Raw genomic sequence first — 12,829 nt, 5'->3', positions numbered from 1 at the left:
TACATCGGTCGTGGTTGTAGGATAGGGATTGCCCCGTCTTATGGCTACACCGTAAATGGGGGATTTACGGTTATGAGTCGCACAGATCTTTTGCCGGACGCTGGTCCGGTTCTTCCTTTGCGCCAGGCGATTTATCGCGCTGGTCGTGACTACAAGGGCGGAATTACCGCCCTTGCCTTTGACATGGTGTTGGACAACGACACCCTCCAGAAGAAACTCAAACTCGATGAAGAACGCCGCTGGCTGAACCCTGATGAGCTTGAGGAAGTGATCCGGCTGACCGGCGACTCACGTTTGCTTGACGCGCTGATGCGTCCAGCGGGTGCGGTGTGGTATCGCCCGGTGCCGGTACCGGCAACCCGGGATGCTTTGAAAGCCGTTGGCAAATTACTCGGTGAGACGGGGGAGTTCGTGGCCGCGATGCACGATGGTGCTGCCGACAACGTGTGGGAGCTTCACGAAGTACTCGATCTCGAGAAGCAGGGTATGGACGTGATCCGTGAAGTCCTCGGCATCATGGCGGGTGCTCGTCAGGCGATGGAGGATCGTGTCCATGGCTGATGAAATCGATCGCGCCAACGACCAGGCGCAATACCTGCTCGACGTTGCCCTTCACCGTAGTCGCCGCGTTCCTTCGAATCGCGTCAGCGCGCAATTCTGCGAGGATTGTGATGACCCTATCCCGTTGCTTCGACAGCAGACGATTGAGGGTTGCGAAACCTGCGTTCACTGCCAGGGGTTACGGGAGGCTCGGCGATGAGTGAATCGGCCAAAGGACTAGCCATCGCCACATGGGCAAAACGTTACATCACTACTTTCGATCTCGCCCTGGTCGCCATCGAGCCAGGTGAAAAAGCCCCAAAGGGCCTGGGGTGGAACAAACCCGGCGGTTACATCACTGATGCCGCCGCCGCTGAAGCATTCTGGCAACGAAACCCTAATCACAACCTCGGCGTCGTGCTTGGACCGAGCCGTGTCTGTTCGCTGGATGTCGACGACGTTCAATGGACGCGGCATGTGTTGTACGAGCTGCTGGGTGTCGATCTGGATGCCATGGCGTTGGTGTATCCGACGATTGTTGGTAACCCAGTGCGCTTCCGGGTGATGTTCAAAATGCCGGACGGCATTGAGCTGACCCGGCATTCTCTCTCATGGCCGAATGAAAAAGACCCTGACGGTTCGATTCACAAAGGCCTGATGGACAAAGCCAAGGCTGCGAAAGAGCAGAGCGATGGTGTCGGGGAGGCTGCAGCACGCACGGAGGCTGAAGAGTACAAGCGCTTCACGGTGTTCGAACTGCGTGCTGGCCTGGTACAGGACGTGTTCCCTCCTTCGATTCATCCGGGTACCGGCAAGCCTTACACCTGGCGGACGCCGCCCAGCGCCACGGACGGTTTGCCGACGCTGACTGTCGACCTGCTGGCTATCTGGCAAAACTGGGACATCTTCAAGCGTGATGCAGAGGCAGCGTGCCCGTGGGCGATCAAGGCAACCGTGCCGCCGGCGAAGGTCAATAAGCGTTCAGCGCCGGCTGCGGGTAAGCAGCCGTCGGTGATCGATGAGTTCAACCGCTGCCACGACATTGAGGAGCTGCTGCGTAGCCACGGCTACATCAAGCGGGGCAGCAAGTGGCTTTACCCGCAGAGCAGCACTGGGCTGCCCGGCGTGACGATCAGTGAGGGCAAGGTCTACTCCCACCACGGTGCCGATCCGCTTGCGAACGGGCATCAGAATGACGCCTTCGAGGTGTTCTGTTTACTCGAGCACGGTGGCGACCAGTCGAAGGCGGTGAAGGATGCCGCGCGTATGTTGGGTATGCAGCGTTCATCTCGGCCTGACCCGCGGGATCTTCCCCCGCCCCCATCCGATGAGATGAGCGAGCCGAGCTGTGCGAACGACGACATCAGCGAGGCCGCTCCAGCTCCTGACGGGGGCGCGGGGGAGTCGCTGACGCTTGACCAGTTGTTGCGGCGTTTTGCGTTGGTCGAGGGCACCACGCAAGTGTGGGACTGCGATCAGTCGCGGGTGATGAAGAAGGCCGCATTTGAAGCTCGGGTGGGCAAGCCACTTGCGAAGGCGTGGCTGGATGACATGGGCAAACGGTTGATTGCGGATGATCACGTCCGCGACATCGAGCAAACGCGGCGCATGGCGGGCAAGAAGGGCGGTGTGTTCGGCATGCCACCGACTGACCGATACGTGTACATCGACGGCACCAAGGACGTCTGGGATCGGGAAAAGAAGCGGCGTATTGCCGAGGGCGCGGTGAAGATGGCGCTGGGCGACACTTATCCGCTGTGGCTGAACAGCAGTGAGCGGCGCACTGTGGATGTCGAACATATCGTGTTTGATCCGACCATGAGCAAGGATCCTGCGGTGTACATCAATACCTTTGATGGCCTACCGCTCGAACCGGTCAGGGATGACGAAGCCTGCGCCAATCTGCGTTGGCTGATTTCGTTTTTGTGCAACCACGATGAAGCGGCGCACCAATGGTTGACCCGCTGGCTGGCGTACCCCTTGCAACACCTGGGCGCCAAGATGGACACCGCCGTGCTGATGCACTCGATCATGGAGGGCTCAGGCAAAAGCCTGCTGTTCGCAGATGCACTGGGTATGTTGTACGGCCAGTACGCGGCCACGGTCGGTCAGACGCAGCTGGAGAGCAACTTCAACGCCTGGCAAAGCCGAAAATTGTGGTCGGTGTTTGAAGAGGTAGTGAGTCGCGATCAGCGATACAACCAAGTGGGCAAGATCAAGCACCTGATCACCGGCAAGACGGTGCGGATGGAATCGAAGTTCATCAACGGTTGGGAGGAAGCCAACCATATGAACGCGGTGTTCCTGAGCAACGAAATTTTGCCGTGGCCGATCAGCGACAGTGACCGGCGGATGTTGGTGATGTGGCCTATGGAAACCTTGCCGGTCGAGCGGCAAAAGGCAATCGGGCGGGAGCTGGAACAGGGTGGCGTCGCGGCGCTGTACGGTTGGTTGTTGTCGGTCGATCTGGGCGACTTCAACCAGCGGACGCGACCGCCATCGACGGACGCACGTGAGCGCCTGGTGGCCTTGAGTCGGGCTGGATGGCAGACGTTCTTGCATCTGTGGAAGTACAGCGAGCTGGGTCAGGGGCTTTGGGGGCCGTGTCTGTCGACCGACCTCTATTCGCTGTTCCTCGAATGGTGTCAGCGCAACAAAGAGCATGTGATGAGTCAGACGAAGTTCTCGCTGTTCATCAGTTCTGAGGTCGATAAAACCCGCGCGATTCCCTGGACCGACGGCAACAATCGGCGCTTTGGCGCGTTCTTCTTTCCTGTCGATCCGGACGCTTCCCCGCCCCCATCACTGAAGGCGGCCGAGCTGGGCAAGCAGGTCGAAAACTGGCGGGCCAAGGCGAAGCTCGCGGGCTGGCATGTGGACGGTTGGGACCACATCAAGGCGGCTGCCGCATGACTACATCTAAAAGTGTGTCGGGTGTGTCGGGTGTGTGTTGGGTTGATTTCGGATACCTCACACAGACTGGAACCTTCTATTTCGGCAGTTTGCGGGCTTTGTGTTGGGTGTGTTGGGTTTCGCTACGCATGCGCGCATGCGTGACGTTAGATGTTCGGTTTCTGATGGCTGATTATTTTCTTCATGCGAGAACGGAAATACTCAACAAACCCAACACACTAAACACAACTCGATTAAAGCTATTGATTTTAAAGGGTTTTGTTTGTGTTGGGTTTGTGTCGGGGTGGGTGCTTTCTGTGTCGGGTTCGGTTTTCGGGGGAGTAGGGCGATGATCGAGGCAATGGAAGTACTGCTGAAGCACTGGGGCGAGCAACTTCGGCTCAATGGCGAAAGCGGCGGCATGGGTAGCCCAATGGCAACGATCATGGAGTGGGGTGGCTGCGCCCCACGCGGCACGCCCGGGTCCCGAGTCATCCTCGGCGCTGGAGCAGGGCCTGATGCAGTTGCACAAGAGATCGCCGCCGCTCTGTCGGAGATCGGGCGTCAGGGTGAGCAGGGTGATCGGCTGATGCGGTTGGCGGGCCTGCGTTACGGCGATGATCCGGCGCCAACCTGGCTGATGCAGTTGCATCTGCTTGGGATGGAGTCGAGAGCGAAACAGACTTACTACGACCAGGTGCACCGTCTGCATGAGCGGCTGCTGGAAGTGCTGGTCGAGCGTGCTGACGCCCGTAAGTGGCTTACCGCTGGTCGGGGCGTTTTGCCTCAAAGTCTACTCAAAGTTGCGTCAAAGTTGCGTCGAGTCGGATGACCGAAAATGACCTCTTTTCGGTTCCGTACTCAGGGGGTAAAAAGTCCCCACGATATGGAACTTGCGCCTTGGCGCTGACCTCGCACGTGCTGTGCAGCTTCACCCGGCCCTCCCTGCGCCGGTCACCCAACCCCGCTTCGGCGGGGTTTTTCATTCTTGCTGCCGGCCCTGGCTTGGGCCGCCAGTTACGCCCGAGACATAGGTTTATTTCTTCCATTGCCGAGGAGGCAACGAATGTCGACTGAACAGGAGATGCAGCAGTCGCTGGCCAATCTTCCAACCTGGCTACTGATTCTGGTGGCGCTCGCCGGTTTAACAGGGGAGATGTGGCGCGCTGATGCGGCAGGGATGGCGGTGCCGGTGTTGATCAAGCGGGTGCTATTGCGCTTCGGTGCTTCGGCGGTATTTGGTCTGGCAACGGTGTTGCTCGCCACGGCGCTGGGTTGCAGTCTGATGACCGCTGCAGCGATTGGGAGTGTGGTGGCTTGTCTCGGTGCCGATGTGGCCAGCGGGTTGTACGCTCGGTGGCTGGCGAAACGGGCTGGGATCTGCGAGGTCCCTCCGAGCGGTGGCGGGCAGTGATGAAATCGCCGGGGACCCTGGGGTTATCCGGCGGGTACGGGGTCGCAAACCCGCGGGAAAGTGTTAGCGGCAGGGTTGCCAACTTACTGAAATTCAATCCATTGAAATCGAAAGGTTTGCATTGAAAAGCCGTTGAAAAGGAGGGCTTATGACAGAACCAATGTACCTGTCAAAGAGCGCCTTCGCGGCCCGAATCGGCAGGGCACCCAGCTACATCACCTGGTTGAAAAACAACAACCGTCTGGTACTCACCGCCGATGGTAAGCAAGTGGATGTCATGGCCAGCGAAGCGTTGATTCGCGACACCGCTGACCCGAGCAAAGCCGCCGTTGCTGATCGGCATCATCAGGATCGGCTGCAGCGTGACGTGTACAGCCAGCTGTCCAGTCAGGTCGAACCAACTTCAATGGCTGCGCCGCCGCCAGTGATTGTGCCAGCCGGGCAGTTGCCGGATTTCCAGAAAGCCCGCGCACTGCGCGAACACAGCCTGGCACAGCTCGCCGAGATCGAGTTGCACAAGGCCAAGGGCTCACTGGTGTTCGCAACGGCGGTGCAGACGGGCGCTTACAACGCTGGCCGCATGTTGCGCGATCAATTGCTGGGCATGCCTCCGCAGCTGGCTCCCGAACTGGCGTCCATGACCGACCCTTGGGAAATCGAAAAGCACCTGACGACGGCGATCCGTCGCTCGCTGGAGGATGCCGAGCGCATGTCCTCAGCGGACCTAGAACATGCACTGACTACGAGTTGACCTATGCCCACGGACATTCCTGACGGTGCAGAGGTGTACCGCGAGGCGTATTTCCGTGGGCTGCGACCCGACCCGGATGTCTGGATCGATCAGTGGGCCGATGAGTACATGCGGATCCCGCGTGACACCGGCGCCGCTGAGCCCGGCCAGTACCGGACTTCGCGCACACCGTATGCCCGCGAACCCATGCGTTGCCTGTCGCCGGCTCACCCGTGCAAGCGCGTGATCACCATGGTCGCGTCGCAGCTGATGAAAACCCAGATTGGTCTGAACTGGATCGGTGGTCTGATGCACATGGCGCCGTCGAACATCCTGGCGCTGCTGCCCAGCCTGGGTCTGGCCAAACGGGTGTCGTCGCGGATCAGCAAAACCATCAAGGCAACACCGGTATTGCGCGAGCGAGTCGCGGCTAACCGCTCCCGCGACTCGCGCAATACCATGGACACCAAGGAATTCGAGGGCGGGACGTTGTACGTCACTACCGCCGGCTCGGCGGCCAACTTGTCGGAGCTGTCGGCGCGCTACGTGTACGGCGACGAGATCGACCGCTGGGAAGTGGACATCGGCGAGGAGGGCGACCCCATCGAGCTGGCGGAAACCCGGGGCAGTACCTTCGGTCGCAACGCCAAGTTCTACTTTTCCAGCTCGCCCACGATCAAGGGCGCGTCGCGAATTTCCGACCTGTTCGACGGCAGTGACCAGCGTCACTACTACGTGCCGTGTCCGAGCTGCGGCCACATGCAAACCCTGGAATGGGAGCGCCTGCATTACTCGAAGGATTTCAGCGTCGTGCACTACCAGTGCGCCGGCCCTGATTGTGATGTGCTGATTGAGGAGTTCCACAAGGGCGAAATGCTCGCCAACGGCGAGTGGCGTGCCCACGCCGAAGGCGATGGTGAGACAGTCGGGTTTCACCTCAACGCGCTGTATTCGCCCCTCGGTTGGATGGACTGGAAATCGCTGGCCAAGCAATTCGAGAAGGCCAAAAAGGCCCAGGCGAAAGGCGATCTGGAACCCATGCAGGTGTTTTACAACACCCGTTTGGCGAAGGTTTGGGACGCGGCTCAAGAGCAGACCAAAGCCAATGTGCTACGAGCACGGGCGCGCTTGGAACTCTTCGGACTGGGGTCGATGCCGGCGGCGGTGCTGATGATCACCGGTGCCGTCGACGTTCAGGCCAATCGCCTGGAGTTCATGGCCATGGGCTGGGGCGTCGGCATGGAGCGCTGGGTCATCGACTACCAGATCGTCTCGGGCGACCCCGCCGATGAGCGCACCTGGGCCGCACTGGACGAACTGCTCAAGGCCAAGTACCGCCATCCATGCGGTGTCGGTCTCGGCATTCTTGCAGTAGCGGTCGACTCTGGTGGTCACCACACCGATGAGGTGTACCAGTTCTGCCGCGTTCGCCGCTGGCGCAACGTGTTCGCCATCAAGGGTGCCAGCAAGCCAGGAAAACCGGTCATCGCTCAGCGTCCGTCCATGGTCGACGTGACCTGGAAAGGCCAGACCGAACGTAACGGCGCCGAGCTGTGGTTCGTCGGTACCGATACGGCAAAGGACTGGATCTACAACCGCTATCCATTCGAAGCCGGCCCGGGTGCATTGCACTTCGCCAATGACCTGCCCGACGATTTCTTCGATCAGTGCGTCGCGGAGCGCAAGGTGGCGCGCTACATCCGTGGTCACAAGCGTATCGAATGGGTCAAGGGCAAGGCCGAGCGCAACGAAGCGCTCGACCTGATGGTGTACTGCCTGGCCATGGCGCATTACCTGGGCCTCAACCGCTACAAGGAACACGACTGGGAGCGGGTGCGTCAGTCTCTGGCGCAGTCAGGCTTGTTCGACGACGCGCTGGGTATCAAGCCCGTGCAAGGCGAGCGCCTCAGCAACACCGAGCAGGCTACAGCCGCTGTCGTACCGGCTTCGCAATCCGCTGCATCCGTCGTGCCATCGCGACCTGCAGCTCCGCCACCTCAACGCCGCAGTTCCAGCAGCGGTTACCTGAAGAGACGCTGATATGTCATTTACCCAAAAGCACCTCGATGCGGTTGAGGCGGCCATCGCGCGCGGTGAAAAAACCGTGCGCTACACCGACCGCACCGTGGAATACCGCTCTGTCGACGAGCTGCTTAAAGCACGCGACGAAATCCGCACCTCGCTGGTGAACTCAGCCGGACCGCGCTCCCGCGTCGTTCGGCTTTGCCACGGAGGCAAAGGACTTTAATGGCCCGCTATCCGACGCTAACCCGTAACGGATTCGTGTTGCCGTCGAACATCAAGGCCAGTTACGAAGGCGCCGGAGAGGGCCGTCGATCCACTGGCTGGGATGCGCCGGACAACGGGATCAACAGCATCAACACCCCGGCCATGCGCAATCTGCGCTCACGGTCGCGGGCAGCGGTTCGCAATGACCCGTACGCCTACAACGTGATCGACAAGCGTGTCAGCAACCTGATCGGTACCGGCATCACACCGCGGCCGAAAACCGACAACGAAGCCCTGCGCAAACTGCTGCAGGAACTCTGGGATGACTGGGTCGATGAGTCGGACGCCGACGAGCGCACCGACTTCAACGGTCAGCAGGCGCTGGTGGCCCGCACGGTGGAAACCTCGGGCGAATGTTTTGTTCGATTGCGTCCGCGCGGCCTGGACGAAGGCCTCGCGGTGCCGTTGCAGCTGCAAATCCTGGCCCCGGAGTTTGTCCCGCATGACAAGTTCGAGACCACCCGTGATGGCAACTTTATCCGCGCCGGCATCGAGTTCACCCCCGGCGGCAAGCGCGTGGCGTACTGGATGTACCTGGCGCATCCACGCGATGCCTCGTCGCTGAATGCGGGTTACAACCAGCTGGTGCGAGTGCCGGCCACCCAGGTACTGCACATCTTCGAGCCGGTCGAACCGGGCCAGTTGCGCGGCGTGCCGCGCTTGTCGCCGGTGCTCAAGCGTCTACGCAGCCTCGATAACTACGACGACGCGGTGCTGTTCCGGCAAGAAGTGGCCAACCTGTTTGCCGGCTTTATCAGCCGGCCAGCGCCGGACTCCGGCCCCGTACCGAGGGATCCGGTCACCGGCCAACCGCTGAGCCTGGACCGCGACGGATTCACGCCGATGGTCGCCCTGGAGCCCGGCACCATGCAGGAGTTGGGACCCGGTGAAGAGGTCGAGTTTTCCAAGCCACCGGACGCCGGCAACAACTATCCCGACTTTATGCGACAGCAGCTGATGGCAGCTGCAGCGGGGACCGGGACGCCGTACGAAATCCTCACCGGCGACATGCGCGAGGTCAACGACCGGGCGCTGCGGGTGGTGCTCAACGAGTTTCGGCGCCGCCTGGAACAGCTGCAGTTCAGCGTTTACGTGCACCAGTTGTGTCGCCCGGTCCGGGCGGCCTGGATGGACATGGCGGTGCTGTCAGGTGTCCTCCAGCTGGATGACTACGCCCTGCGGCGCCGTGAATACCTGCGCACCCGTTGGGTACCGCAAGGCTGGGCCTACATCCAGCCGGTGCAGGACGTGCAGGCGCGACGGATGGAAGTACAGGCCGGCTTCGCCTCGCGCAGTGAAATGGTCCTGCGTACCGGCTATGACGCCGAAACGGTCGACGCGGAAAACGCCGCCGATCTGGCCCGGGCCACAACCCTTGGCCTCAATTACACCACTCTTGAAGCGTTCGTCCCCGTCGACGAAAAGGAGCAACCATGAGCAAGAAGGCGCGGCCACGCGTTTATAACCGGGCGGGCAAGCGCGTGCCGGTGCAGGACAAGACCTGGTACGCGCTGCAGGCCAGCGGCGAGGCTGCCGAGCGGGTCATCGAAGTGTTTGTCTATGGCGAGATCGGCGGCTGGGGTATCACTGCCAACCAGTTCGTGCAGGACTTGCGCGCCATGGACGATGGTGTGTCACCGGTGATCGCCGCCTTCAACAGCATCGGTGGCGACCTGTTCGACGGGCTGGCGATGCACAACGCGTTGTCGCGTTTGGGTGAACGCTGTACCGGTCGCATCGACGCGTTGGCGGCCAGTGCCGCCAGCGTGGCGGTGTGCGGCGCAAACCGCGTCGTGATCGCGTCCAACGCCATGCTGATGATCCACAACCCGTGGACCTACGCCGCCGGTGATGCCGAAGACTTCCGCAAGGTGGCCGATGTCCTCGATCAGACGATGGAGGCCATCATTGCGGCCTACAAGGCCAAGGCGCCGGACATCGATGAGGAGGAGTTGCGGCGTCTGGTCGCCGCTGAAACTTGGTTGACTGCCAGTGAAGCGGTAGCCCTGGGGCTGGCCGATGAAGTCGGTGACGGTGTCAAGGTGAAGGCTTGTCTCGGGCAGGGCGCCGTGTTGCAGCGTTACCAGCACACGCCGGCCGAACTACTGGCTCAATTCGACGAGCCACCCGAGCCGGATCCCGAGTTAGAGCCGGACGATCCACCACTGACTCCGCCCGTGATCGATTCGGCCAAGTTGGCCCTGATGATCACCCAGCGATGCGCCGAGTCAGGCATCAGCAACCTGATCGAGCCGCTGCTCAGCTCCACCCGGCTTGAAAGTGAAGAGATCGTCCAGGCTGGCCTGACGCGGGCCAAGGCCGTGAACGACCTGTGTGTGGCTGCGCGCTTGCCGGAGTTCAGCGTCGAGTATGTCGCGGCGGGCCTGGACGTTGCGGCGGTTCGAGCGCGTCTGTTCGACAAGATCGTCAGCAGCGGCAAGGGCTTCGAAATTGACAACAGCTTGCCACTGAACAATGACCCGGCACCGCAGGTGCAGGCTAAACAACCTGATCCCACTTCGATCTGGGCCGCTCGACAAGCCGCTCAATCTGGAACTGCGCATGGCGCGAAAGGAGCAAGAGCATGACTATCAAAAAAGAACCGATCCACGCCGGTGAGTTTCTGTTGTCCGAAGGGGGCGGGAACATCTCGCGGGAAGCGATCAACGTCGCCGCCGGTCCCGCCCTGGACCCGGGCCAGATCCTTGGCTTGGTAACGGCCACGGGCGTGTTCGCACCGTACGCTCCGGCTGCAGAAGACGGCAGCGAGACCGCCGTCGCCATTCTCTTCGGTCCATTGGGCGAGTCGGATGTGGTGCGTCGAGGGCGTGCGGTGGTGCGGTTGGCGGAAGTCAGCGAAGCGCATCTGACCGGGTTGGATCTGGACGCTGAAAAAGCGCTGGCCACTCATTTTCTGATCGTTCGCTAAGTCGATCACCCAACTTCATGCACCCCGCTTTGTGCGGGGTTTTTCATTTCTGGAGAGTACCCATGGCCGAGATCGCCATTTTTGACGACGAAGCGTTCACTGTTACCGCGCTGACCGCTGCACTCAATGACCAACCCTACCTGCCGGGTCGCATCAGTGCCCTGGGCCTGTTCCGTGAGGAAGGCATCACCACCCTGACCGTACAGATCGAAAAGGATGGCGACACCTTGGCGCTGGTGCCTGCCGGTGAGCGGGGTGGCTCGGGTCTGGTAGTTGCGGCCAGCAAGCGCAACCTGATCCCGTTCAACACTGTTCACCTGCCGGAGCGCTTCACCATCAAGGCTGACGAGATCCAGGGCATTCGTGCCTTCGGTACTCGCACCGAACTGCAGGCAGTGCAGGACGTGGTCAATGCCCGTCTGGCCAAAGCGCGCCGTCAGCTGGATGCGACGCATGAATTCCAGCGCATGGGTGCGCTCAACGGCCTGATTCTCGATGCCGATGGTTCGACGGTGCTGTTGGACCTCTATGATCGTTTCGGTGTGTCGCGTCAAACCTTTCCCATGGGCTTGGCGGATCAGAACACCGAGCTACGGGTTAAGTGCGGCGAAGCATTGGACATGCAGGAGGACGCGCTGGGTAGCGTCACCAGCACCAGTTCCCGTGCCTTCTGCGGCAAAAACTTCTGGAACAAGCTGATCGTTCATAAGTCGGTCAAGGAAACCTACCTGAACAGTCAGCAGGCGGCTGCGTTGCGTGGTGATGCCCGGGAAAGTTTTGAGTTCGGCGGCATTATCTGGGAGCGCTACCGTGGCAAGGTGGCCGGCGTGTCGTTTGTTCACGATGACAAGGCGCTGCTGGTCCCTGAAGGTGTGCCGGATCTGTACATCTCGGTGTTCGCACCGGCCGACTACATGGAAACGGTCAACACTCAGGGCATTCCGTACTACAGCATGCTGGAGCCGTTGCCGTTCAACAAAGGCGTGGCCGGTGAAGCCCAGTCCAACCCGTTGCACCTGTGCACGCGGCCACGGGCGCAGATCCTTCTGGAACTCTGACCGTGGCGTTCCGCGACTTGGTCGCCGAGGTTGACGCGGTGGTGTTCGAAACGCTGGGCGACAGCGCACGGATCGAAGGTCGGGACGAGCCGGTCCTCGGCATGTTCGCGGCGCCCTGGCTGCAGCCGAAGTTCGGCAAACTCAACACCGGGTTGCGTGAGCCTCGTTTCGAAATCCGGGTCAGCGATTCCCACGGCCTGGAGCCGGGCCTGTTGGTCAGTATCGATTTACCTGCCCTGGACGGCGGTGGCGACTATGACCTGCTGCAGCTGGAGCCCAGCGGTGACGGTTTGGTCGCTTTGATCCTGAGGATGCGTGCATGAGCTTCGGTAGCTATTACAAGTCCTCGGCCGGTGGTGGGATGGTCACCATCCAGTCTTCGTCGGCGGATCTGCAAGCGTTCCAGGAGTTCGCCAAGGTGGTGCCCAAGGCAGCTGCTGCCGCGCATCGTCGCGCGATCAACAAGACGCTGGGTTGGTTGCGCACGCACATCGCCCGGGCGGTCAGTCGGCAGGAGCGCATCGCCGTCGCGGCGGTGCGTCAACGGTTGCGCAGCTACCCGGTCACCGGTGGAGCCATGAGCGGCAAGCTGTGGTTTGGCTTGAACACCATCGAGTCCAGCCGGATCGGCCGCGCGCGACAGACGGGCAGCGGCGTGTCGGTGGCCGGGCGGCGTTACCAGGGGGCGTTCCTCAAACAGGTCTACGGCAACAAGCCCGATATCTGGATCCGCACGGCGAGCAAGCATTTCGATGCGGACGACTATCCCGACAGTACGGTGTCCTCAGGGCGCGGTCCGAGTTCGGGGTGGGTTGCTGAAAACGGCAGCCGGTTTCCACTGGCCAAGGCCAAAGTGTCCCTGGAACAGGCGCGACCACACTTCGAAAGCTGGGTGCGCAAGGCGGACGAACGTTTGCTGCAGATCCTGCAGCAGGAGCTCAATTTCGAGCTGCAAAAGTACCTGAGGAGTTAGTGCT

Annotated in this window: 14 protein-coding genes; all 14 read left to right on the top strand. The window is 61.1% G+C overall.

Annotated elements, in window-relative coordinates; translation table 11 throughout:
• The first annotated feature begins 72 nt into the window (after positions 1-72).
• The 14 genes from AC1DKH_RS07200 (at position 73) to AC1DKH_RS07135 (ending at position 12,825) form a co-directional block, all read left to right on the top strand.
• A complete protein-coding gene (locus tag AC1DKH_RS07200) occupies positions 73-561 on the top strand; it encodes a phage regulatory CII family protein (RefSeq protein ID WP_477797827.1) in 489 nt (162 codons plus the stop codon).
• Entirely contained in the window at positions 554-760 is a 207-nt protein-coding gene (locus AC1DKH_RS07195) for a TraR/DksA C4-type zinc finger protein (protein WP_477797826.1), read from the top strand. Before AC1DKH_RS07200 ends, AC1DKH_RS07195 begins: the two co-directional genes overlap by 8 nt.
• Complete coding sequence (locus AC1DKH_RS07190) at positions 757-3,453, top strand: DUF5906 domain-containing protein (RefSeq protein WP_477797825.1); 2,697 nt, start codon at positions 757-759, stop codon at positions 3,451-3,453. Before AC1DKH_RS07195 ends, AC1DKH_RS07190 begins: the two co-directional genes overlap by 4 nt.
• Positions 3,454-3,781: 328 nt before the next feature.
• Positions 3,782-4,264, top strand: a complete 483-nt coding sequence (locus tag AC1DKH_RS07185; protein ID WP_477797824.1) for a hypothetical protein — start codon at positions 3,782-3,784, stop codon at positions 4,262-4,264.
• Positions 4,265-4,498: 234 nt separating this feature from the next.
• A complete protein-coding gene (locus AC1DKH_RS07180) occupies positions 4,499-4,846 on the top strand; it encodes a phage holin family protein (RefSeq protein ID WP_090453432.1) in 348 nt (115 codons plus the stop codon).
• A gap of 148 nt (positions 4,847-4,994) precedes the next feature.
• The gene (locus AC1DKH_RS07175; protein WP_477797823.1) at positions 4,995-5,597 is read left to right on the top strand and encodes a terminase small subunit; all 603 of its coding nucleotides are present in this window, start codon (positions 4,995-4,997) and stop codon (positions 5,595-5,597) included.
• 3 nt (positions 5,598-5,600) lie between these two features.
• Positions 5,601-7,616, top strand: coding sequence for a phage terminase large subunit family protein (locus AC1DKH_RS07170; RefSeq protein ID WP_477797822.1), 2,016 nt, complete (start codon positions 5,601-5,603; stop codon positions 7,614-7,616).
• A gap of 1 nt (position 7,617) precedes the next feature.
• On the top strand, positions 7,618-7,824 hold the full coding sequence (locus AC1DKH_RS07165) for a phage head-tail joining protein (RefSeq protein WP_008048905.1): 207 nt from the start codon (positions 7,618-7,620) through the stop codon (positions 7,822-7,824).
• The gene (locus AC1DKH_RS07160; protein ID WP_477797821.1) at positions 7,824-9,302 is read left to right on the top strand and encodes a phage portal protein; all 1,479 of its coding nucleotides are present in this window, start codon (positions 7,824-7,826) and stop codon (positions 9,300-9,302) included. The genes AC1DKH_RS07165 and AC1DKH_RS07160 overlap by 1 nt, the downstream gene beginning before the upstream one ends.
• Entirely contained in the window at positions 9,299-10,453 is a 1,155-nt protein-coding gene (locus tag AC1DKH_RS07155; protein WP_477797820.1) for a head maturation protease, ClpP-related, read from the top strand. The genes AC1DKH_RS07160 and AC1DKH_RS07155 overlap by 4 nt, the downstream gene beginning before the upstream one ends.
• On the top strand, positions 10,450-10,794 hold the full coding sequence (locus tag AC1DKH_RS07150; RefSeq protein WP_477797819.1) for a head decoration protein: 345 nt from the start codon (positions 10,450-10,452) through the stop codon (positions 10,792-10,794). The genes AC1DKH_RS07155 and AC1DKH_RS07150 overlap by 4 nt, the downstream gene beginning before the upstream one ends.
• A 62-nt stretch (positions 10,795-10,856) precedes the next feature.
• A complete protein-coding gene (locus tag AC1DKH_RS07145) occupies positions 10,857-11,852 on the top strand; it encodes a major capsid protein (protein WP_477797818.1) in 996 nt (331 codons plus the stop codon).
• A 2-nt stretch (positions 11,853-11,854) separates the two neighbouring features.
• Positions 11,855-12,175: a head-tail joining protein gene (locus AC1DKH_RS07140; protein ID WP_223546734.1), complete on the top strand. Its 321-nt coding sequence runs from the start codon at positions 11,855-11,857 to the stop codon at positions 12,173-12,175.
• A complete protein-coding gene (locus tag AC1DKH_RS07135) occupies positions 12,172-12,825 on the top strand; it encodes a hypothetical protein (protein WP_477797817.1) in 654 nt (217 codons plus the stop codon). Before AC1DKH_RS07140 ends, AC1DKH_RS07135 begins: the two co-directional genes overlap by 4 nt.
• The last annotated feature ends 4 nt before the right edge of the window (positions 12,826-12,829 follow it).

The sequence above is a fragment of the Pseudomonas sp. 05L36 genome (genome assembly GCF_056398125.1).
The sequence above is the reverse complement of the archived record's forward strand: the minus strand, read 5'-3'. Positions and strand labels throughout refer to the sequence as shown.